At 63.4% G+C, this 22177-nt stretch carries 15 protein-coding genes and 1 pseudogene; 9 read left to right on the forward strand and 7 right to left on the reverse strand.

Features of this window, described 5'->3' with window-relative positions; all coding sequences use genetic code 11:
- Positions 1-9: 9 nt before the first annotated feature.
- From QFZ54_RS15595 to QFZ54_RS15610, 4 genes are all read right to left on the reverse strand, one after another.
- Positions 10-2259, reverse strand: a complete 2250-nt coding sequence (locus QFZ54_RS15595; RefSeq protein ID WP_307088589.1) for a xanthine dehydrogenase family protein molybdopterin-binding subunit — start codon at positions 2257-2259, stop codon at positions 10-12.
- Entirely contained in the window at positions 2256-2717 is a 462-nt protein-coding gene (locus QFZ54_RS15600) for a (2Fe-2S)-binding protein (RefSeq protein WP_307088590.1), read from the reverse strand. The genes QFZ54_RS15595 and QFZ54_RS15600 overlap by 4 nt, the downstream gene beginning before the upstream one ends.
- Positions 2714-3937 carry a c-type cytochrome gene (locus QFZ54_RS15605; RefSeq protein ID WP_307088592.1) on the reverse strand — a complete coding sequence of 408 codons (1224 nt, stop codon included), beginning with the start codon at positions 3935-3937 and terminating at the stop codon, positions 2714-2716. The genes QFZ54_RS15600 and QFZ54_RS15605 overlap by 4 nt, the downstream gene beginning before the upstream one ends.
- A gap of 254 nt (positions 3938-4191) precedes the next feature.
- The gene (locus tag QFZ54_RS15610) at positions 4192-7215 is read right to left on the reverse strand and encodes a TonB-dependent receptor plug domain-containing protein (RefSeq protein ID WP_307088594.1); all 3024 of its coding nucleotides are present in this window, start codon (positions 7213-7215) and stop codon (positions 4192-4194) included.
- Positions 7216-7635: 420 nt separating this feature from the next.
- Between QFZ54_RS15610 and QFZ54_RS15615 the strand changes: the two genes are divergently transcribed.
- A complete protein-coding gene (locus QFZ54_RS15615) occupies positions 7636-8163 on the forward strand; it encodes an RNA polymerase sigma factor (protein WP_307088596.1) in 528 nt (175 codons plus the stop codon).
- A complete protein-coding gene (locus QFZ54_RS15620) occupies positions 8160-9182 on the forward strand; it encodes a FecR family protein (RefSeq protein ID WP_307088597.1) in 1023 nt (340 codons plus the stop codon). Before QFZ54_RS15615 ends, QFZ54_RS15620 begins: the two co-directional genes overlap by 4 nt.
- A gap of 232 nt (positions 9183-9414) precedes the next feature.
- On the opposite strand, the gene QFZ54_RS15625 is transcribed toward QFZ54_RS15620, so the two are convergent.
- The gene (locus tag QFZ54_RS15625) at positions 9415-9648 is read right to left on the reverse strand and encodes a hypothetical protein (protein ID WP_307088600.1); all 234 of its coding nucleotides are present in this window, start codon (positions 9646-9648) and stop codon (positions 9415-9417) included.
- 1025 nt (positions 9649-10673) lie between these two features.
- Here QFZ54_RS15625 and QFZ54_RS20460 point away from each other — a divergent pair.
- The 4 genes and pseudogenes from QFZ54_RS20460 to QFZ54_RS15640 all read left to right on the forward strand — a co-directional run bounded on the left by QFZ54_RS20460 (position 10674) and on the right by QFZ54_RS15640 (position 13158).
- The gene (locus QFZ54_RS20460) at positions 10674-11240 is read left to right on the forward strand and encodes an RNA polymerase sigma factor (RefSeq protein WP_373458551.1); all 567 of its coding nucleotides are present in this window, start codon (positions 10674-10676) and stop codon (positions 11238-11240) included.
- A 102-nt stretch (positions 11241-11342) separates the two neighbouring features.
- Positions 11343-11474, forward strand: a complete 132-nt coding sequence (locus QFZ54_RS15635; protein WP_307088603.1) for a hypothetical protein — start codon at positions 11343-11345, stop codon at positions 11472-11474.
- A 277-nt stretch (positions 11475-11751) separates the two neighbouring features.
- Positions 11752-11910 (forward strand): annotated as a pseudogene (locus QFZ54_RS20465) (PLDc N-terminal domain-containing protein); the annotation flags it as partial.
- 189 nt (positions 11911-12099) lie between these two features.
- The gene (locus tag QFZ54_RS15640) at positions 12100-13158 is read left to right on the forward strand and encodes a phospholipase D-like domain-containing protein (RefSeq protein WP_307088604.1); all 1059 of its coding nucleotides are present in this window, start codon (positions 12100-12102) and stop codon (positions 13156-13158) included.
- Between the two features lie 327 nt (positions 13159-13485).
- On the opposite strand, the gene QFZ54_RS15645 is transcribed toward QFZ54_RS15640, so the two are convergent.
- A complete protein-coding gene (locus QFZ54_RS15645) occupies positions 13486-14193 on the reverse strand; it encodes a sigma-70 family RNA polymerase sigma factor (protein WP_307088606.1) in 708 nt (235 codons plus the stop codon).
- 431 nt (positions 14194-14624) lie between these two features.
- A complete protein-coding gene (locus tag QFZ54_RS15650; RefSeq protein WP_307089505.1) occupies positions 14625-15467 on the reverse strand; it encodes an alpha/beta fold hydrolase in 843 nt (280 codons plus the stop codon).
- Positions 15468-15966: 499 nt separating this feature from the next.
- Here QFZ54_RS15650 and QFZ54_RS15655 point away from each other — a divergent pair, with 499 nt between their 5' ends.
- The 3 genes from QFZ54_RS15655 (at position 15967) to QFZ54_RS15665 (ending at position 22107) form a co-directional block, all read left to right on the forward strand.
- Entirely contained in the window at positions 15967-16329 is a 363-nt protein-coding gene (locus QFZ54_RS15655) for an HdeA/HdeB family chaperone (RefSeq protein WP_307088608.1), read from the forward strand.
- A 625-nt stretch (positions 16330-16954) separates the two neighbouring features.
- Complete coding sequence (locus QFZ54_RS15660; protein WP_307088610.1) at positions 16955-19771, forward strand: sensor histidine kinase; 2817 nt, start codon at positions 16955-16957, stop codon at positions 19769-19771.
- Between the two features lie 173 nt (positions 19772-19944).
- On the forward strand, positions 19945-22107 hold the full coding sequence (locus tag QFZ54_RS15665; protein WP_307088612.1) for a xanthine dehydrogenase family protein molybdopterin-binding subunit: 2163 nt from the start codon (positions 19945-19947) through the stop codon (positions 22105-22107).
- The last annotated feature ends 70 nt before the right edge of the window (positions 22108-22177 follow it).

Consider the following 22177-nt stretch of genomic DNA (forward strand, 5'->3'; position numbering starts at 1 on the left):
CGCGCCGGTTCAGATCGGACCGATCGCAGCCCTCAGCTTGTCCGGGGTCAGCGGCATGTCGCGCATACGGATGCCCGTCGCGTCGGCGATCGCGTTCGCGAATGCGGCGGCGGTCGGTCCCTGCGCGGTTTCACCCGCGCCCAGGAACGGCATGCCGGCTTGCGGGAGTACGTGCACCTGGACGTCGTCCGGCACGTCGCTGAAACGGGATATCGGATAGCCGCTCCAGTCGAAGCTGGTGCGGCCGGACGTGTCGAACTCGACGGCCTCGCGCGTGGTCCAGCTGAGCGACTGGACGATCCCGCCTTCTACCTGATTGCGGATCCCGTCCGGACTGGCCGGTTGTCCGGCGTCCACCGCGGCGATGACGCGGCGGACGGACACGACTCCGGTCTCGCGCTCGACCTCGACTTCCATCGCGATCGCGCAATAGGCGCCCAGATTCTTGTAGCGCGCAAATGCCATCCCGCAGCCTCGGCGCCCGTCGCCGCGTGGACGCGAATCCCATCGGAACCGCCGCGTGGCCTCGATCATCACGGCGCGCGCGCGCGGATCCTCCATATGGTTCAGTCGGAACGCGAGCGGGTCCTGGCCGGACGAGCGGGCGAGTTCGTCGAACATGCTCTCGATCGAGAAGACGTTGAGATGCGCACCCAGCGACCGCAGCGCCGACACGCGCAACGGCATGTCGGGGAGGAAATGGTAGAGCACGTGCATGTTGGGCAGCGCATAAAGCGGATTGGAATTTCGGTCTCCGTCGCCCTCCGGCATCGGAATCGGCTTTCCAATCGGAGCGGGGAAGGGATTGGCCACTTCCTGTCCCGCCAGGTAGCCGCCGGCGTCGACGGGGCGATTATTGTGCGGGTTGCTCCATACGACGTGCCGCCATTGTGCGATCTTGCCGTCGGGTCCCAGTTGCGCCGCCAGTTCCGTGGCCATCCCAGGGCCGAGCGGTTCCCAACCGAATTCCTGTTCGCGCATCCATTGCAGGCGGATGGGAACGCCCGGCATCTCTTTGGCGATCACGGCCACGTCGGCGGAAGCGTCGTCGGCGCCGTTCTGACCGTAGCAGCCTGATCCCTGCGTATGGATGCAGCGTACCTTCTCCGGCGGCAGGCCGACGAGCTGAGCGACGGCACGATGGACGTCGAACACGCCCTGACTATGCGACCAGATGGTCATCGTGCCACGGTCGTACAGGGCAACCGAGCATGAGGGTCCGATCGAGCCATGCGACAACCAAGGTCGACTATAGCTTGCCGAGAGCCCGCCCGGCGCCGTTGGTCCAGCAGGTCCCCCCGTGTCCAGCACAGTGATATCGCGTGACGGAAGCGCCTTCAGCGTCGCCGCGACGCTGGTCGAGGGCAGTGGCGGGGCGGTCCGGATCCAGGGCGACTGCTGAAGGCGGCGCAGCGCGGCGATCGCTTGCCATTCGGTAAGCGCTACTACTGCGGCGAAGCGGCCGTTCCTGACGATCCTGACGACCCCGGGCAGGCGGGCGGCGGCGGTGAAGTCCGCCTCCTGCAAAACGGTACCGAAGCTTGGTCCTCGAACGACCCGCGCATGCAGCATGCCCGGCATCCGCAGGTCCTGAACGTAGGATTGGCCGCCCGTGACCTTCGCCGGTATGTCGCGACGGGGAACGTCGTGCGCCATCGTTCGATAGCTCGCGGGATCGCGACGCGGTACGCCTTCGATAGCCCGGACGTGGAGGTCGAGGGCGGCTGCAAGAGCTCCGTAGCCGATACGTCGGCCGTCCGCCGACACCACATTGCCATTTCCGTCGGTCGTCAGATCGCTGGCCGGGAGCCCCCAGCGCTCGGCAGCGTTCCTGGTCAGCAGCATCCGGACGTTTGCCGCGGCGTTGGCGATCGCGGTGCCGCTATCCTGCATAGAATGGCTGCCTGCGGTCAGGCCTTCATCCGGCGTCTGCGAGGTGTCGGCGGTTATCAGTTCGACATGCGAGGGCGGCAGATCCAGCTCCTCGGCGGCGACCTGCCAGAGAGCGGTGGCGATGCCCTGTCCCAGCTCCGCCTTGCCGGTGAACACGGTGGCCCGCCCGCGCGCGTCGATCCTGATCCAGGACTCCAGTTCGGGATAGCTCTTGAGGCTGCCGGGCAGATCGGGTGCTACGACCTTCGGACCCGCGCCGCCTTCTCCGCCCCCCGCCAGCTGCGCCAGCGACTGCGGCATCATCGAAAACGCCACCACCAGGCTTCCGGCCCCGAGCAGCTGTCGGCGGGAGAGAGGCGTGCTCATGCCGGGCGTCCCGCGGCACGGCGGATGGCGCGCAGGATACGCATTTGCGTCCCGCACCTGCACAAGTTGCCGTCCATGTGAGCGAGGATCTCCGCATCCGTCGGGTTCGGGTTGGCGTCGAGCAGCGCCTGGGCGCGCATGATCATGCCGGCAATGCAATAGCCGCATTGCGCCGCCTGTTCGGTTTCGAAGGCCTTTTGAAGTGGTCCCGGCTTGTCGATCGTGCCCAGTCCCTCAACGGTTCTGATGGCTCGACCAGGAAGCGCGGCGATCGGAGTCAGGCAGGAGAATACGGCCTTTCCGTCGACCTGCACGGTGCAGGCACCGCACTGTCCGAGACCGCAGCCGTATTTCGCTCCGTTCATCCGCAACTCGCCGCGAAGGACGTACAGCAGCGGCGTATCCGGACTGGAGGCGACTGTACGGTCGCGGCCGTTCACGTTGAGCGTGATCGTCATGGCTGCTGCCCTTCCTTGCGTGCCTTCCTGACCGCCTCCTCCAGATTGGGCCAAGCCGGCTTGTCCGTAAAACGAGCTCGGGCGTATGCGGCGATCTGAGCGATCTGAGCATCCGAGAAGTTGTCGGCCAGCGCCGGCATGTACGGGCCCGGCGCGCCGACCGGCGGCGTCAGGCCTTGAATGATGATCTGGATGGCGTCTCTCGCATTGTCCTCGTGCAGCGGGCTGCCGAGCGACAGGTCGGGACGTCCCTGCTGCATCATCGGCGCTCCGGGTCCGTGGCACCCCGCGCACGCGCCTGCGAACAGCGCGGCGCCCGCCGGTTCTGCGGCGGCCGCCTGTGCCGCCCGATCGATGGGAGGTGCGCTGAGCACCTTGGCACCAGGGGCGCGGGTCATCATCGACGCCACGTATACCGCGATGGCACGTACGTCCGCCTCCGGGGCCCGCGCGAGATTATGCGTAACCGGACCCATCGGACCGGCGGCGGCCGCATGGTTCATGTCGATTCCGGTCCGGAGATATGTGTAGAGCCGGTCGGCGGTCCAGGCACGGACTGCGGGACTGTTGCCATTGATGGCAGGGGCGACCCACCCGTCGGCAACGCCTCCGTCATACGCCCTGGATCGCTTCTCGCCACCCAGCAGGTTCCTTGGCGTGTGGCATCCGCCGCAATGGCCGAGGCTTTCCACCAGATAGGCGCCGCGGTTCCATTCTGCGGATTCGCCCTGCGTCGGCTGCCAGATGCCCTTGTGCAGGAACAGCATCTTCCAACCGGCCAGCAGGGGACGGAAGCCGAGCGGCGGATAGAGGCGGTTCGCCGGCTGCACGGTCGAGACCGGCCGGCGTGTCATGAAGAACGCGTACAGCGCGTCCAGATCGGCATCGGTCGTGTGGGTGAAATGTTCGTAGGGAAGGGCGGGATAGAGATGCTTCCCGTCCCGAGCTACGCCGTCGCGCATGGCGCGGCGGAAGGCTTCCTTCGACCAGTTGCCGATGCCGGTTTTCGCGTCGGGCGTGATGTTCGTCACGAACAGCGTACCGAACGGCGTCGCCAAGGGCTTTCCGCCAGCGAACGGAGCCCCGCCGTTGGCGGTATGGCAGGTGGTACAATCGCCGATCCGCGCCAGCGCCGCGCCACGCTCGACCGTCGCCAGCGAAAAGCTGTCGCGGGGTGGCGGGGATATTGGCGGTATCGCTGGTCGATAGGTCAGCGCCAAGAGGAACAGGGCTCCTGCGACTGCAATGGCGGCCGTTGACAACCAGAAACGGCGTCCGAGAGAGGCGAGTTTGACGAACATTGTCAGTTGACGGCTCCGGCATCGACCAACGATGCATGCCTACTCATGTTAGAGACGCGTCGATGCGCTGTCTTGGACGGGAGTGATGTGTTCTTCCCGAGCGGTATTGGCCGTCGTTGATCCCGCTCTCGGCTTTCCCCTTCGCATTCCGTCCGTCGGGAAGCCCGATCACTCTAGAAGCCGGTTGCAGCGGTAAACTCGAAGCGCCGCCGCCGTGGCTCGTCATAGAAGCTATAGGCTCCATCGGCGGACAGGACAGTCGCCGGATGCCGATCCAGAAGATCCTGTATCCCGAACCTCAGATCCAGCGTGCGGGACCGAGGTCCGTCCCCATCGAGCTTGAACCGATACGAGGCGGCCAGATCCAGCGTCACTTGCGCACTCGTGTCGTCCCGGCCTTGATTTCGGATGAGCCTTGGATTGGACACCTGCGGATACGCACCGCTCGTAATATGGTACCCTCCGAAATATTGACCGTCGATGGACAGACTGAGCGAATTCCTCGCCCAGCTAAGTCCACCATTGCCGCGCCAGCGCAGTGCGCCGTCTGCATAATTTACCAGGTCGTCGACAGGGTTCTCGGGCAGAGTGAACCGCCTATAGCGCGGCTGCCATGTCGCGGCACCGCGCAGCATGAAATCACCAGCGCGATCGGTGCGGACCGGAATCTCCAACCGACCGTCGATCGCATCGATGACGGTCGAACCAAGATTGAGATAGGTGGCATCGATGCGCGTGATCACTCCCCCGGTATAGCCACGCGCCGCGTCCTCCGGCGTAAGCGGCAGGCGCGTGATCCTATCGGGGTACAGCGCCTCGTTGCGCAGGAAGTAGTAGGCGCTGCCGACGTAACGCGATTCGATTACCTTGCTGCGGCGGATGTGCGTATAGTCGATCGTCAACGTCGCACCTCTTGGTCCGAACGGCGTGGCGATGAGGCCCGCGGAGATGCTTTGCGTATGTTCGGGGGTGATCTTGCCGTTTCCGAACACGATGAACTCGTACGGAAGGATGCGACTGTTGCCGCGCTTAGGGTCGGGACCGTGCTCGCCGATGACACGAGCGTTGCCGATCGTCGAAAGTGGCGCCGTCAGTTCGCCGGTCGCGATGCTGGCGCGCACCAGCAGACCGGAAACCGGCCTTGCCCGTGCACCAAGCGTGAACATGACCGCAGCGCGCGACGCAACGGTGAAACGGTCGTAGAACGCGCCTTCGTCCGGATCGAACGGTACGTCGATCCGAGTTCTGTCGCCCCGCACCGCTGCCTGCAACTCGAGACTGCGTAGGGGAAAGAAGGGCGCGTCCGAAGCAACGAGCGGCGCGCGCATCTCGATATAAGCCGAGCGTACGCGCTCCTTGTGGCCCAGCACACGCTCGACGTAGGGGGTGGCGTAGGCATCACTGATACCGCCAGCATCGCTGGTCCGAACGGCTTCGCGCCTTTGCTCCAGCAGCAGAGTGGCGGACAGCGGACCGCCCGGCAGCCGCAGGACCGAGCCTGCCATCCGAAGGCTGGCGTCATGAAAGCGGTTCGTCTGATCGGAGCGCCAGTGCGTCGGCTTGGCGTAGCTGGCCATCGAGCTGCGAAAGACTTCGCTGTCGCCAAACGGGTCGAGCGCGGGTCTTCCTGCCACTGGCAGGCCGTACAGCGCAAAATACCCGTCGAGGTCATAGGTCGTACCCGTCAGCACCCGTGTTTGACGGCCGATGCCGATGCTATAATCGAAATTGGCCTTCCAGTGCGCTGGAAGCGAGACGACCGTCCCGGCGCTCAACCGCGTGGTCAAGGTCCGCGTTCTGCCGACGGTACCGAAATCTGGCGTCGGGAAGCTCAGCCCGATCGCCTGTTGAAACGGATTCCTCGGGTCCGTAGCTGCAAGTTCCATGACGCTGCCGGAAAGCGCGTAGGCGTAGCGGCCCTGATCGTTCAGGCGGATATAGTCGACATAGGCCTCGACGCCGTCGCTGAATCGACGCCTGACATTGGCCAGCACCGCGCTGGTTCGTCGGGTCGAGGTCAGGCTTTCTTGCCTGCCCATCAGTCCCTCCGGGAGCGAAAGATCCAGCTTGCCGGCGTTTGCCCGCAAAGCGGCGCCGACTGCCGCAGGCGAACCATATCCTGCCGCCGGCAGCGACGTCAGCGCATTTCCCAGAGCGCCTCCGCCGAACGCCGGCTTCAAGACCAGCGGACTATTGTTGCTGCTCGTGACGTTGACGGAACTGGATTCGGGCAGTTCGGTGTAATCGTACGTCTTCACATTGGCGAAGCGCAGCTCTCGACCGCGCTCGATGTAGTCGCGGTCGCCGTTGCGCAGTCCGTCCACGACCGAACGACTATAGGCGAGCATGACTTCGGTGGTGCCATGATCGGGAGTGAAGCCGACCCGGGCGTCGATACGGCCTTGACCGGCATCGCCTCGCGCCGTGATGCCGCGCGTTGCGGTTATTTCGCCGCCGCGATAGTCGCGGCGAAGTACCAGATTGACGACGCCCGCGGTCGCGCCCGGTCCGAAGATGCCGCCCGCCGTCGACGTCAGGATTTCGGCGCGCTCGATCGATTCCGGCGACAGGCCATTCACGTCGGGCTGCAACAGCATGAATCCGTTGGCCGGCAATCGCGGCATCCGTCGGCCATCGATCAGGACCAGCGTCTCCTCGGTTCCCAGTCCGCGCAGGTCGATCGCCGATCGCACGGCGCCACCGCCCGAGATAGGGCTTTGCGCAAGCGTGCGGCCCAACGCGTTCGGTGTGATGCGTTTGACGAGCAGCTCCTCGACCGTCGAAGCGTGGGTGGCCTGCACCTCGCGTCGCGTCACGACCTGATAAGGCTGCACATCGTTGGCGGCACGCCGGATGTCCGCGTTCTGCGTGCGTTTGCCCACGACGAGAATGTCGGGAATGGCGGGCGGCGCGGCAGTGGCCTGATCGACGCTCTTGGTGACCACGAAGTTGCGGCCTCCGAGGTGCAGCAGGCTAAGACCCGATCCTTCGAGCAGAGTCCTGAGCGCCTGCTCCACGCTCATCGTACCGGAGATCGTCGGTGCCTGACGCTGCCCGACGACGTCCATCGAGAACAGCAGGTAGACCTTGTACCGTCGTGCCACGGCCTGCAGCGCGCTCGCAAGCAATTGCCCTGGAAGGGAGATGCGCTGCCGAGCAGATGGTTGGGCGTGAAGCGGGACGGGCGCAAGGGTCATGGTCGACGCGAGAGCCATCGAATACGCGCGATACCGCCCTCGAGGACGGGTCGAAGCAACGTCGATCCCGACACCCCCCGGTGATCGGAACCTCCTCATTCGAGGAGTCCGAGGCGCTTCGAACCTTCTATTGATGCCCAAGGAGCGTTTTTCATCGGACCGCTCCATTCTGATAGCCTCATACCCCTAACCGAGGTAGCCAAGCGCATCTTGGTTAAAAGCGACATTCCTATGACAGGAATGATCCAACCGCTCTGCGTTTCGGATCTCAATGAGGGATTCGAACGCCGATGATGTGGATAATTGGCTCGCCTGCGTCTTACCTGAAATGGAGCTGTATCGTCTAGGCAACCGTTCTCCGAGCCTAGCCTGTGCGGCGTGGGTCTGGAAAACTCCCCCGCAATGGCGCAGATGCGATACATGTCAGAGTCCGACCGTCCAGATTCCGGCGATGCCGGCCGCGGGCATGGTGATGCGGAGCTCCGCACCATGCTCGTGGTCTTCTTCCGAAGACGTGGCGAGCCACCGCAGGAAGTCGACGACCTCGTCCAAGAAGTTCTCTTGCGCCTCTCCAGCCGCAGGTCGCCGCACGAAATGGAAAACCTCGCCGGGTATGCCATCCGAACGGCGGAAAGCGTCCTGGTCGATCGCAGCAGACGTCGGTCCGTCCGCCACCATCATGATCACGTCGAGTTCGACGCGGAGCGCGATGCTGACCAGGCCATCGGACCGGACCGGATCGTCGCCAGTCGTCAGGAGCTGGCCGTGGTGGTGGCGGCATTGAGCGCCTTGCCCGAACGTACAAGGACGATCTTCGTTCTGCGCCGCCTCGAAGGCATGCGCTACCGGGACATCGCGGACCGTCTGGGGCTGTCGATCAGTGCAGTCGAGAAGCACATGGTGCGAGCGTCCCTGCATCTTCTCAAATTCGAGGAGCGCCGGACGTGAGCGGGCCCATGACGCGACGCGAACTGTACGGGCTGACCTCCGACGAGGCGGCTGCGTTATGGCTGGTCAGGAGGTCGGGCGACGCACCCATCGGCGACGTCTCGGTTTTCGACGCGTGGCTCGCCGCTAGCAGCGAAAATCGTGACGCCTGGGATCGCGCATGCCGGATGTGGGACCGGTTCGACGACGTGCCCGACGACGTCCTCGCTTCGCTCCGTAGCGATGCACTGGCGGTCACGGCCGAGTCCCGGGGACGGAGGCGGGTCTTCGCGCTGATGGCAGTCGCCGCCGCCGTAGTGATCGCCTTGTCGTTCGGCATGTTGTTGCGCGTCTTTCCAAACGCGCCCGCGACGCGAACACAGATAGCCTCGAACCAGCCATCGAGCGACCGCGTCCTGTCCACGGGCAAAGGGCAGCGCGCGTCAGCGGTTTTGAGCGACGGCACAAACGTTCAACTCGACGCCGAGACGACGATGAGAGTGGCCTATGCCCAAGGAGCGCGTCGCGTGATGCTCGATAGGGGGCAGGTGTTCTTCGACGTCGCTCACGACGCGAGCCGGCCCTTCACCGTACTTGCGGATGGTCGAACAGTCACGGCGCTCGGTACCCGGTTCACAGTGCGAAACGATCCCGGGCGCTATCAGGTGGCGTTGCTGCAAGGGCGCGTCCGGGTCGCTAGCCGGACGTCTGCGCGGACGGTCACCCTCGCCCCCGGCGAGAAATTCGTGGCAGCCGGGGCTTTCGGGTCAGTTTCCAACCTCGACGTCGCCAAAGTCACGGCATGGCAAGAAGGGCAGGTCGAGTTCGACGACGCCATGTTGAGCGACGCGGTCGCCGAAATGAACCGTTACAGTGCCGTGCAGCTCTCAGTTACGGATGAGGCGCTGGGACGCATGCGGGTATCCGGCCGGTTCCGGGCCGGCGACTGGCTGAGCTTCAGCCGCATGGTCTCGAAAGTCCTGCCGCTCCGCGTCGTCCGTCGTTCCGCTACGCGGGTTGAGCTAAGACCTGCTCGCTGAACGGACACGGCCGAGAGGATTCCGGCTCAGGACTGTTCGCTTGATCCTGCCATACGGCGGCCGATAAAGGGCGGGGCTGCACTCGCCGTGCGAACGCTCTCCCCGCCAACGGGGCATGTACGAGGCGCACGGTCGCTGAGAATGCTTGAGGTTCAGACGGGTGCAGCATCAGCCGGCGTGACGGTCCAGGCCTGGCAAGACAGCTCAGGTTCGGGCCGCCCGATCTGACGGTTCAGCGCGCGATCAGCGAGAATTCCTGCCGGGAGACATCGCACATCATGTTCACGAGCTGCCTGACTTCTTCCAGGTCGGGCTCGTCGCGGTCGAGCCAGCTACGACAGGCCTCTCCGGCCATAGCCAGGCCTGCCAACTTCTCTCGAAGGCGTATTTGATCGAATGACGCGCTTGCAGTCGGTGTTTGACCGAATGCTTGCTGCCTCTCGATCGGGTGAGGGGCTTCGTCCATGACGGTCTCCTAATCCTTTGCGCCGAGGCGGGTGCAATAGGATCGACGCACTACGACCAAAAATCCTCATCGGATTCTGGAACCAAATGCTCTTCGGCTGAAACCGGATGGGAGGCTACCCGCGCGCAACCTGGTATGGCATCGCGAAACGGCACCTTAACTACCAGGGGCGGTTAATTACCAGGGGCGGTTGACCGGACGTGGCTGACGCGACCGTGACACGTGAACTTGGCCGGTGGAAGCCGATGCGAACAGCACTGCCGGCCTGTGCGGACGAGACCGAAGTGTTAGTTTCCTTGGCACCTGGACGCTGGCGCGGGCCGACACCTTCGTCGATCGGACCAGACTCGCGTACTTTGGCTCGGTCTGCGGCCGGGGTCGCATTGGATCACATGGTGGATCTGATCCATCAATCCCGCCGGAGCCCTCGCGCAACGCAGGCTTGACGCTTCGTGGGGCCGGAGCTGCAACCGCGAAGGTAAAAAGAAGGCGCCGGATAGCGGTTCAGGGGAGGGGCTATCCGGCGCCGCCGATCACGTGTGATCGGTCGCAACAAGCTCTATTGACGAACTCGTTGCCAGAAAGCGTACGCGGGGAGGGCAAGACGCTTTCTGTAATGCAGTTATACTTCCGCCTGTCGGTACCAGATACCATACGTTGGTTCTAAGCCATGAATGCACCGATTTGACGTTTGTCCGCGGCGACAGACCAGCCCACGTTTCGTTCAAAGCGAATCCAACCAGTTCACTCTATGTATCTGACAAGTCAGAACGTCCTCGGAGACGAGCATACCGGTTCATCGAGATTGCATACCTTCGTATGAAGTGCATCGGGGTCATCGAGTGAATATTCATCTGTGACGCGCAGAGGGAGGCGATGCATATCGGCGCCGTAGCCGATGAAAACGTCCAATTCTGCGAATGATGCTTAGCATCTGCACGGGAGCCGAAGGCATCCTAGCAGGTGTTTGATTCACAACTCGAACTAACGCCGAGCTGAGAACGCTGCGGACTTCGGAGGCATAATTGACCGCTTCCAACTCAATTCACGCCGCGCGGAGTGATCCCCTGGAAGCGTTCGTTGTTTCCGACTACGGATGCCTGCTCAGTTTCATTCGTGCCCGGGGAGCGGGTGACGACGCCGAGGACATTCTCCAGGAACTGTGGATGAAGGCGCGGCAGACGGACACCAGAACCCAGACGCCTGGAAAAATCGGTGAGCCCAAGGCCTTCTTGCGCCGAATGGCAATTAACCTGATCGCCGACAACCGTCGCGCAGGGTTGCACCGCGGTAACCGCGAAAATGGCTGGGTCCAATGTCACGGACCCTTCGACGGTGCTTTCAAAACTGAACCCTGTGCCGAGCGTATGCTGATTGCACGGGAGGAATTGCACGCGGTTGATCGTCAACTCGACCGTCTCAGCGGGGGAGCGTCCGTGGTATTCCGTCGGTTCCGGATCGATGGTGCTACTCAAAAAGAGATAGCAGTCGAGAAAGGCATAACAGTCAGCGGGGTCGAGAAGCACCTCTATCGATGCGACCGTGCCTTGGACAAGCTACGGGAAGCCAGAGCGGCTGATCGCGGGTCTTGAAACCTGGAGTCCGTATTCGGGAAAGCCAAGACGATGCTCAAGCTTGGAAGGACATTGGCGGCTTCCCCGCCGAGCTGGCTGAGGTTCTACACATGAATATCCATGGGCTTCGGCGCAACGGTACCCGCCGATGTGGTCGTAACGACCGAGCAGGTGCGGGCGTCTGACCTCCATGCGGCCACCAAGGGAGCCCTGCGGATGGATCGCTGGCACGTGTTCGAGCGCGACGATTAAGACCTCCGTATGATAGTCTTTCCCCAGCCGAACTGTAGCGGTAGTCGGATGAAGTGATCGAGGGCCGCATGACGTCGCCGATCTCCATTGGCGAGGGACCCATGGGCTACCATCGAGCTTCTGCTTCAAACGGCCCGCTGGGCTCATGGCGTAGCGACCCGTTTGCCGTACGAACGGGTGCCGGGCTTGGCCGTTCAATTCGACCGGGCGCTACATCAGCTGCCGGAACAAACGAAAGCTTTCCCGGCGGGGGTCAACGGACCCGCCTTATCGCCTCATGCTGACGGCTCTCAGCGTTCCGACGGTATGGTATTGGAGCGAATGGGCTGTCCGCGTAGGCGCGCTCGCGTTCGTGCCGCGGGGCCGTCCTGCGGCTGAGACACGTGCGTGGCTGCTGCTCATCTTCTTCCTTCCGGTGCTAGGGCTATTGCTCTTCGCCGTCGTGGGAAGCGCCCGCTACCCTCGATGGCGGCGCCAGCGCTTCGTTGCGACGTCGTCATTTCAGTCCGCTATCCTTTCCGGGCTAGCTCCCCACTCGCCGGATCTCGGACGGGGAGCGCCGGTCGCAGCTCTTGCGAAAACGCTCGGTGACTTGCCGGCCGTAGACGGGAACACGGCTCGAATGATGCAGGACTATGACGCGGTCATCGATCAGCTTGTCTCCGACATCGACGAGGCGGTGCACTCCGTTCACGTACTCGTCTACATCTTCGCCGACGATGCCACCGGTGCGCGGGTCGCAACGGCGCTCGGGCGCGCCGTCGAGCGTGGCGTTGACGTCCGCGTGATGCTGGATCCGGTAGGCTCTGGGCGTTGGCTGCGCGGCACCGTCGGCCTCATGCATGCGAACCAAGTTCAGCTCCTGCTTTCGCTGCCGCTACGTTTCCTCAGTCATCGTACCCGGCGCGACATGCGCAATCATCGCAAAGTGATCGTCATCGACGACCGGATTGGCTACGCTGGATCGCAGAACATCGTCGACAAGGACTTCCGCCCCGGTATCGTCAATCGGGAGCTCGTCGTGCGACTGACCGGGCCGATCGTCGCCGCCCTCGCGGCGGTCGTGCATCGAGACTGGGCTATCGAGAGAGGGAAGGGCTACGAATCCCGTATGCCATCGATCGAAGCTGGCGGTAGCGCGGTAGTTCAGCTGCTTCCCAGTGGGCCGAGCTATCGGCTTCCCGGCTTCGAGACTCTTCTGATCTGGCAATTGCACCAGGCAACGACGCGGGTCGTAATCGCCACGCCTTACTTCATACCGAGCGAAAGCCTAATCGACGCGATGAGGATCGCGGTGGCGCGTGGCGTGACCGTCGAACTCCTAGTATCGAAAGCGGTAGACCAGAGGTTCGTGAACTGGGCGCAGAGCTCGTATTACGAGACGGTAATGGATGTGGGAGTGCGCGTGAACCTGTTCCAGAAGGGCCTGCTTCATGCCAAGAACGTCTCCATCGACAGGTGTTTCGCCATCGTCGGATCAAGCAACGTCGACATCAGGTCGTTTCGACTGAACGAAGAGGTCAGCTTGTTGTTCTACGATACCGCTTCGATAGATCAGGTGATCGAGATACAAGACGGCTACCTCGCCGAGAGCGACCAGATCGACATCCGCGAATGGCGCCGCCGGTCCCCGGTTCGCAGGCTCGTCGAGAACTTCGCGCAAATGACCAGTTCGCTACTGTAGGCTCCTTGCAGAAACAGGAGGAGACGGTGCAAGCAGGCATCGGACGGCGAACTGGTATTCCAGGACTCCGATCGAGTTGCGTTCCAAGTCCCGCACTGTGCCGAACCCGGGTCGATACCGCGCGAAGAATCCGACTGCCGCAACCGAACAGACGCGGTGGAACATCCGACCATCTGCTGAGGGTCCGAACCTGGTCGCTCGCGCGAGAGCCATTCAACCGGTCTCATGCCACGTCTGAAGTTGATCGTGTCCCGTAAATCCATGGCGCCGTCGTGGTCGCCGGGCGGCAGCCAATGGTCTTCGTCGCTACGTACCCGTCCGTAGTCGCTAGCTCCTGCAGACCGCTCGAAGTTGCGCTTGTCGATCTTCAGAATGCCCTGAACGCACCCGGCCGATCGAGGCGGTCGCCGAACTGAGCCCGACGGCCTGCGCCGCGCCCGAGCAGCCGGCGGATCGCTGATGAGCATGCTTCGACTTAGCCGCCACAGGACCATGTTCCAGAAACTCGACCAGACGCTTACGTGCACGGTAGATCCTCGTCTTGAGCGCTGGCAGCGTGATGCCGAGCTGTTCGGCGGCTTCGGCGTACGATAGCTCGCTTTCGATCACGCTTAGAAGGGCAGAGCGCTCGTCGCCGCTGAGCGCCGCCAGCGCTACGGTCAGCTCCGTTTGAAGTAGCCAGCCCTCTTGCTCCGGCGCCTGGGTCAACCGGTCTTCGTAATGCTCCTCCCATGGCGCACAACGCTTCGCTTGTCGCGTGGTGGACTTGAACGCGTTCCTGAGGATCGTGACCATCCAAGCCCTGAAGTTCGTACCGGGTCGGAACTGCGCCCGCGCTCGCCAGGCATGCATGAGCGTGTCCTGCAGTAGGTCCTCCCAGTTTCGATCGTCCAAGGCCTTCGCCATCCGTGACAGCATGGGTCGCAGTTCCGCGGAAGCGGCCGCGAACTCCCGCCGTGTCTCTATCCGGAGACGAGACCCCGGTGGGGCGGGGGCGCCGCAGCGCCCAACGGCTTCGGTATGGGCCAGTAGCATGCTCTTCTCCTGAACGGACTCGGGTCCGGTTCTTCGCAGGATCGTGCCGCGTGAAGGGTTGAAGCATCATCCGATGGCGGTGCCCGGTGGAAGCTGCGCGTCCGCCTGGAATGCTGCGGTGACGCGTTGCGGGTGTCGATGCGTGAACCGGATCTGCCGCGGCCCCGGTCGCAGGGCCCCTTCTCCTGACGTCGCACCGTTGAACGCCAACGCGTGTCTCGGGCGACATTAGCCCCAACCTGCCGTTCCCCTGCGGTGCGTAGCGGAGGAAGGAGCAACGACCAGTTCCGGCAAGACCTTATCTACCCCCGGCCCGCGCCCGACATGCAGAACTCAAGGGCTCGGCATGCGAGACCCGCCAGATCGGTGGTCGCGAGACAGGCATCCGCCGAAAAGGGGGGGCGTCCAATGCCGACCCCCCACGCGTAAGCTCAGGATTTTACGAAACGCAGAATGTCCGGGTTGATGACGTCGGCGTGGATGGTCAGCATGCCGTGCGGATATCCCTTGTAGATCTTCAGGGTCGGATTTTGAAGAAGCTTCGCCTGAAGAAGCGACGCATCCTGGTACGGAACAACCTGATCGTCGTCGCCCTGCAGGACGAGCGTCGGCACGGAGATCGCCTTCAGGTCGGCAGTCTGATCCGCTTCGGAGAACGCCTTGATGCCTTCGTAATGAGCGATCGCGCCCCCCATCATGCCCTGACGCCACCAGTTGTTGATGACCGCCTGGGACACTTTGGCACCCGGACGGTTGAAGCCGTAGAAGGGCCCGGCGGCAACGTCCTCGTAGAACTGAGCGCGACCGGCGGCGAGCGCGGAGCGGTAACCATCGAACACGGACATGGGCGTGCCCCCGGGATTCTGCGCCGTCTTGAGCATGATCGGGGGAACCGAACTGACAAGTACCGCCTTTGCGACGCGACCCTGCGGCTGACCGTACCGCGCGACATACCGCGCCACCTCGCCGCCGCCGGTCGAGTGGCCGATGTGGACGGCGTTGCGGAGGTCGAGATGCTCGACCACGGCTGAGGCGTCGGCGGCGTAATGGTCCATGTCATTGCCCGTGCTCGCCTGCGTCGAGCGGCCGTGGCCACGCCGATCGTGTGCGACCACGCGGTAGCCGTTGGCGAGGAAGAAGAGCATCTGTGTATCCCAGTCGTCCGCCGACAGCGGCCAACCATGGTGAAACACGATCGGCTGGGCACCCCTGGGACCCCAATCCTTGAAGAAGATGTCGATACCGTCCTTGGTCTTCACGTAGCCGCTGCTCATGTAGATATCTCCGCTGGCTTTTGGATTTCTGGATTGCGCGATGGCCGCGGCCGGAGCGAACACGGTCGCCGCAGCCGCACCGGCTGCGCCCAGGAACGCTGCGCGGCGAGAAAGTTCGGGTTGGGAATCTAGCATCGTTCGGTCTCGCCTCAGTCATCGGTTGGGATGTTCGACGGGTGATACGGGGCCGTCCCTTGCGCGGGAATCATACTAAGGTTTCAATGTCCGGTCCGGACCGCGCGCAGGAGCGCTCAAGTTGATTGCGCAAAACGCGGCCAATGCTCATGGACGGAACCGGTTCGGTCAGAGTTTGCTGCCGAGCCACCCATCAGTCTGTCCGTGAAATAGAGGGCGTTGCCTAAATCTAAGTATGATGAACACGGGTTTGGACTACGGCTATTCTAGGCGGGATCGAGATGATCTCGGCGGTCCACGCCCGTCGTCTCCATCAATAATATCCCCGATACGTTCCGATGAGCGTTATCTGAAAGGCGAACCAATGCGTTTTACCACTCTTATGATCGGCGGCCTTGTGTCGTTCGCTTTGGCAGCCCCGGCGCTGTCGCAGGGCCCCAAAGCGGGTTTCTCCAACAAGAACGGCGTCGTGACCACCAGCCAGTTCGTAAAGACGCGGGCGGGCGGCGAAGAGGTATCCTGCCAGGATTTCCTCGGCTTGTCGGACCAGCTCAAGCCTCAAGCCGTCTCCTATGTTCTAGGCATGAGCAAGGGGCGCAATCCCGCGGTGAAGGTGGTGGATGTAACCAGCGTCGCCAAGATCGTGCCTGTGGTCGTCAGCACCTGTCGTTCGCGTCCGAAGGGCGCGTTGCGCGATACGGTCAGCACGGTGTTGTACCAGAGGTAATCTCCGGCGTAGGGTGGACTAGAGTCTGGTCCACCCATTCGTCCAGCGCGGCGGGATTGCCGCCCCGATCGGCGCTTTCCCGTTCCGCCGGTCGGCGATCGTCTCTTCGCCCGAAGCGGCAGGGATGCTCGTCATGAGCATCAGGCGCTGGTCCGTTTGACGGGTGGTTCTATAGATCGTTCGACTACCGGGCGTGTGCCTGTTCGCGGCGCAGCAACTGTCCACATCCGGACAGGCGCTGTTGATCGGCGAAAGAGAGTTGCGTCCAACTGTACGCAGTCTATCAAGATGTTTCGTTTTCGGAACATTCGGGTAGGGCGCTGTCATGGCATGGGAGGGTAGATGCCTCTCGACGGGTGTTCGTCGCCTGCTCATCTGGACCCTCTTGGTGGGTGCGGGTTGCAGCGTCGATGCTCAGAAAGTCGCGCCTCACGCTCAACACCGGTCGGACGCGCGGCTCAGCCAGTTCAAGCACGATCGGTGGACGCAGGACGATGGTGCGCCCATTAACATCGGCGACATAGCGCAAACTCCTGACGGCTACCTTTGGGTCGGCGCGCGTGACGGCTTGTGGCGTTTCGACGGTGTTGTCTTCGAGAGAATCCACGCTCCGAAGGGGTCCGCGATGGTCGACGCGGGCGTGCAGCGTTTGTTCGTTACGAGCACCGGCAAGCTCTGGGTGGGCTTTGCGCAGAGTGCCGGGGTGGCGGTGTACGAGGCGGGCGGGCTGATCGATCAGAAACTTCCCCGATCGCCTCCCGTCATCACCAACATCACCGAAGGTCCGGACGGGGCGATATGGGTCGAGTGGGGCGGCATCTCCAACCGCCTCTGGCGATTCAGAGGCGGTTCTTGGCGACTGGCGGATAGCGACACGGGCTTGCCGCAAGGCTACTTGATGGGGCTCACTCCGGCGCGCAACGGCAGGTTGTGGATCCCTGTCATGGCGCCGAATCAAAACGGAGCCGGTCTCGCGTATGCCGTTCCCGGCGAACGTAGGTTCCGTTGGGTAGGAGGAAGGTTCGACTATCCGAATTTGGCCGAGGACGGTCGCGGCCGAATTTGGGTGACGGACCGGCATGGCACGATACTGAGTCGCGATGAGACCGGCGCGGCGGCCGTTGAGAAGCTACATTATCCGGCAGTACCCGGCGTACGTCTCCCCGATCTGACCTTCGACACGCGCGGCGGCGCCTGGGGAGCAACGCAGTCGAACGGCGTCTTCCGGATATCCTCCGTCGGTCAGCACACGACCGCCCCGCGAAAGCAGGTAGAGCACTTCTCCGTGCGCGACGGATTGTCTTCCGACATAACCAAACGGACTTTCGTCGATCGGGAGGGAGACATCTGGATCGCTACGGACGGCGGCTTGGATAGATTTCGCTTCGCGGATGTGCATTCCGTCCCGGTGATCCCAGCTGATCCGATCGACGGCATAGCACTGACGGCATCCCGCGACGGAACCGTGTATGCCCGGGCAAGAAGGACCCTTTATCGCATCGGGGCGGGGGAACAGCCGAAGGTTCTCATCAGCGATTTCAAAGCGGAGGCTTTGTGTTCGGCGGCCAACGGCTCGATATGGCTCGTACAGCGGAAGCACATCTTCAAAATCGATCAGCAGGCCCGGCGTGAACTGTTCGGTACGCCATCCGACTCCATACTCGACTGCGCGGAGGACGGTCTCGGCAGGCTGTGGGTCCTGACGGGGATTCGTGACGCGTGGTGGCACGACCTGCGCGGATGGCACAGAGCGGCTCTGGCCGAATCATCGACGTTGGGATCAGGAATTGCCGCTAGTTCGGACGGGGCGGCGTTCGCCAGCACGGGCTCGATCCTGACCGTCATCTCGGGTAGCCGGCGTCGACGCATAGACATGTCGCGCCTGTCGCTAGGCGACATCACCAATGTCGACGCGAGCGCTGGCGGCTTCCTCATCTCGACGACCAGCGGGCTCGTTCGCGTCCGCGGGGACAAGATTCGATATCTGGATTCCGCCCGCTATCCTTGGGTCAAGGCGTTGCGCACCATTGTCCAGACGCCTCGCGGGGAAACCTGGCTGTACGGAGCCGAGGGAATAAGCCGGGTGCGGACGGCAGATCTTGACGGCGCGTTCGCGTCTCCAGGCAGCAAGATCAGTCGAAGGCTCTTCGATTTTCACGACGGACTTCCAGGGGGCCCTCAGCGGCAGGGTTTCGTCGGAAGACAGGCGGTCTTGGACGCCACCGGCCGAATTTGGCTCGCGACCTCCGCAGGTTTGGCGACCATCGATCCGAAGGCGATCAACGACGACAGGCCACCGCTCCGCGTTTCAATTCGAAGTATCGCTGCTGGAACCAGTCTCTACCGCGATCCGACGAAGATGACGCTTGCGGCGGGCACGACCTCCGTCACAATCAGCTACACGGCAGCCAGCTTATCCGCCCCCGAGAGGGTGCAGTTCCGCTATCGGTTGCAAGGCGTTGACGAAGGTTGGACTTTCGCCGGAGCGCGGCGGGCGACGACGTACACGAACTTGGGGCCCGGCACATACCGCTTTCAGGTCAAGGCGGCGAACGAGGCGGGCGAATGGAGCCCGAGCAGCGCAGTGCTCCAGTTCGAGATTCGGCCCACCTTCCTGCAGAGTTGGTCCTTCAGAGCTTTGTGTGTTCTCGGCATGCTCGCGTCCCTCTGGGTCGCGCACCGCTTGCGAACCCGGGCCGTCGCCCGGCAGGTTCGCGCTCGCATGGCGGAACGGCACGACGAGCGCGAACGCATTGCCCGCGAGTTGCATGACACCCTCCTGCAGTCCGTCCATGCTTTGATATTGCGGTTCCAGCATGTCGCGGAACAGCTGCCCGTCGAGCAGCCGGCCAGAAGGAGCCTGGAGGATGCTCTGGACGGTGCGGAGGCGGTGATAGCGCAGGGTCGGGATCGGGTCAGGGCGTTGCGACCGTCGAGCCCCGCTGACGACGTGGAGAAGCTTCTGACCGATATCGTCGGAGCACAGCAGTTCCGTCTGCCTGCTGTTCGCACGATCGAGTCGGTCGGCGACCGGCGTTCCTTAAGCGCGTCGGCTGCTGACGAGATCGCAGCGATCGCAAGCGAAGCCCTGTCCAACATCGCCCGTCATGCACAAGCGAACCGGCTGGACATCGCGATAGGCTACGGCCCTCAAGCGCTGACCGTACGGATTCGTGACGATGGGGTCGGTCTGGACCCCTTGGTTCTTCGTGAGGGAGGGCGCGATGGACATTACGGGCTTACCGGCATGCGGGAGAGGGCCCGAAAACTGGCCGCCGACATCATCTTCGACAACGCCGCGGACGGTGGCACGGAGGTCACGCTCATCGTGCCGGCTTCGACCGCGTTCGCCCCCGTGCCTGCGAGGCGCATCAGAAGGACTAAGGGCCGCTGGTTCGGATTTCTTCGAGCGCGGAATGCCGATCCGCGCGACGCGGGCTGATTCCTCCCATCGGTCGACTGCCCGCTTGGCCTGACGACGGAGCCGGTCAAGCCCTTGATGAATAACGCGGCGGCGGGATTTGCACGTCGATGACGTAATCCGCCTCCGATGGCCAAGCCTGGGGGAACCAAGCTTGATCGGCGCGTTGGATGCGGATGGGATCAAAGCCACACATGTCCGTCGGCGCGAATGGCGAACCGATCAGTCCACCCGGATCCGCCGACGGGTCGAGCATCCGCGTGGACGGACGCTGCAAAGTCAGCGGCACTGCAGAGTTTCCAGGCGACGTGCGACCTCCCGGGGTGTGCTACGGAGCGCTCGCGACCAGCGCCATAGCCCGCGGTCGTATGGTCGGCATCGATCCTTCGGTAGCCGAGGCGAGTCCCGGCGTCCTCCTCGTGCTTACGCATCTCAACGTCGAAGGCGAAATCGCACACGTCGACCATCTGATGGCCGGGGGATGGGCGAACAGCTCCCATCGACCTCTGAGTTCGCCCGATATCCACTACGCCGGCCAGATCGTGGCTCTGGTGGTTGCCGAGACTGCGGAGCAGGCGAGAGACGCGGTGCATCTGCTCGAAATCACATACGAACCCTCTTCCCACGTTGGACGCATGGACGACCCAAATGCGAAATCGGAACGGCTTGCTGCCCTACGACCGGGATACCGCGATCGTCGGTCCGGCGATGCCGAAGCCGGCTTCGTCCGATCGACCGTGGTTATTGAGCAGCGGTACTCCACGCCCGTTCAACACCAACATCCCCTCGAGCTTCCGTCGACGACCTGCGTCTGGTCGGGCGATCATCTTACCGTCTTCGAGCCGACGCGCTTCGTAGGCGCCTTGAAGCACGGACTGGCTGCGCAACTGGGTATCGTTCCCGAGCGCGTCAGAGTGGTCTCGCCGTTCATCGGAGGCCATTTCGGGTCGAAGATGGCGTTGTCCCAGCATACGGCGCTGGCGGCGGTGGCCGCGCGCCGCATCGGACGGGCTGTGCAGGCAGGAGTGAGCCGGGCGGACGCGACGACGTTCGCCAACCACCGCACGGAGACGTCCCATACGGTCAAGCTGGGTGCGGACCGCCGCGGACTGCTCCTTGCCATGGCGCATTCCGCGACTGCTGCGACATCGCGCTTCGACACGTTCGCCATGGAAGGCACCGATGTCAGTACCGCCCTGTACGCCTGCCCGAACGTCCGGGCTGAGGAACGCGTTGCGCGCGTTGACCGCAACACGCCCGGTCCGATGCGTGCGCCGCCCGAGACGACCTATCTCTTCGCGTTGGAAAGCGCGATGGACGAGCTCGCGCACGAGCTAGCCGTCGATCCTATCGAACTGCGTCGGCTGAACGACACTCAGGTCGACACGGTCGCCGGGCGGCCTTTCACGACGAGACCGCTGATGCGGTGCTTCGATGAAGGAGCGTCCGCGTTCGGGTGGAACGCCAGATCCGTCGTGCCGGGCGAAGCGCGCTCCGGTGAATGGTTGATCGGGCACGGGTGCGCGGCCGCCGCCCTGCCGACGAAGATCGGGTCCGCGTCCATTCGGGTCACCCGGTCGCCGGACGGAACCGTCCTCGTCGAAACCGCACACCACGAGATCGGGAACGGCCTCTATACGATTCTTGCGCTGACAGCGTCGGACAGGCTTGGCGTTCCGGTCGACCGGGTTTCGGTCCATCTCGGCGACACGACGCTGCCCCCGTCCGGGATATCCGGAGGATCCTCGACGACTGCGACACTGATCAACGCGCTTGCGCAGGCTTGTAGGCAACTGAACGAGAGTCGCGCCGGGGAAGGGGGCAGCGTCGAAATCATGTTCGGCGATGCGGCTACGAGCGCGAAAGCGCGCGAGGATCTCGAGAGGGGGCACATCGGCTTGGCAAGTTCGTCCGCGGAGGCGCTCGCATGGGCCTTCGGCGCCCACTTCATCGAGGTGGGCGTCCATGTCGCGACCGCCGAGATTCGCGTGCGGCGTCATGTGGGGGCGTTCGCTGCCGGCCGGATCGTCAACCCGGTACTCGCCCGGAGTCAGCTTCTGGGCGGCATGATATGGGGGCAGAGTTCCGCCCTGTTCGAGGAGACGGTCGTCGACAAATCATCCGGCAGCTACGTCAATCGGGACTTCGGAGAGTATCTGGTGCCGACTGCAGCGGACGTCGGCGACATGACAGTGATAATCGTTCCGGATCAGGATCCCGAGGTGAACGCCGAAGGCGTCAAGGGACTGGGAGAGATAGGTATCGCCGGCGTCAACGCCGCAGTTGCCAACGCGGTGTTCAACGCCACCGGCCGTCGCATCAGGAACCTACCGATCCGCCTGGATGCTCTGCTGTGATCTACACCCGGAAGCCCAGCGGTCGTTGGCCTCCGCGGAAGTTCGGGACGGCTGACTTGACGGACGGATA

It is taken from the genome of Sphingomonas faeni (genome assembly GCF_030817315.1).
GTDB lineage: Bacteria > Pseudomonadota > Alphaproteobacteria > Sphingomonadales > Sphingomonadaceae > Sphingomonas > Sphingomonas faeni_C.

Coding starts and splice junctions, on each gene's coding strand:
- QFZ54_RS15655 (WP_307088608.1), top strand. CDS start 15,967: ATGCGTTTTACCACTCTTATGATCGGCGGCCTTGTGTCGTTCGCTTTG.
- QFZ54_RS15615 (WP_307088596.1), top strand. CDS start 7,636: ATGTCAGAGTCCGACCGTCCAGATTCCGGCGATGCCGGCCGCGGGCAT.
- QFZ54_RS15600 (WP_307088590.1), bottom strand. CDS start 2,717: ATGACGATCACGCTCAACGTGAACGGCCGCGACCGTACAGTCGCCTCC.
- QFZ54_RS15635 (WP_307088603.1), top strand. CDS start 11,343: ATGGGCTTCGGCGCAACGGTACCCGCCGATGTGGTCGTAACGACCGAG.
- QFZ54_RS15665 (WP_307088612.1), top strand. CDS start 19,945: ATGTCCGTCGGCGCGAATGGCGAACCGATCAGTCCACCCGGATCCGCC.
- QFZ54_RS15640 (WP_307088604.1), top strand. CDS start 12,100: ATGCAGGACTATGACGCGGTCATCGATCAGCTTGTCTCCGACATCGAC.
- QFZ54_RS15660 (WP_307088610.1), top strand. CDS start 16,955: ATGGTCGACGCGGGCGTGCAGCGTTTGTTCGTTACGAGCACCGGCAAG.
- QFZ54_RS15650 (WP_307089505.1), bottom strand. CDS start 15,467: ATGAGCAGCGGCTACGTGAAGACCAAGGACGGTATCGACATCTTCTTC.
- QFZ54_RS15595 (WP_307088589.1), bottom strand. CDS start 2,259: ATGAGCACGCCTCTCTCCCGCCGACAGCTGCTCGGGGCCGGAAGCCTG.
- QFZ54_RS15625 (WP_307088600.1), bottom strand. CDS start 9,648: ATGGACGAAGCCCCTCACCCGATCGAGAGGCAGCAAGCATTCGGTCAA.
- QFZ54_RS15610 (WP_307088594.1), bottom strand. CDS start 7,215: ATGACCCTTGCGCCCGTCCCGCTTCACGCCCAACCATCTGCTCGGCAG.
- QFZ54_RS15645 (WP_307088606.1), bottom strand. CDS start 14,193: ATGCTACTGGCCCATACCGAAGCCGTTGGGCGCTGCGGCGCCCCCGCC.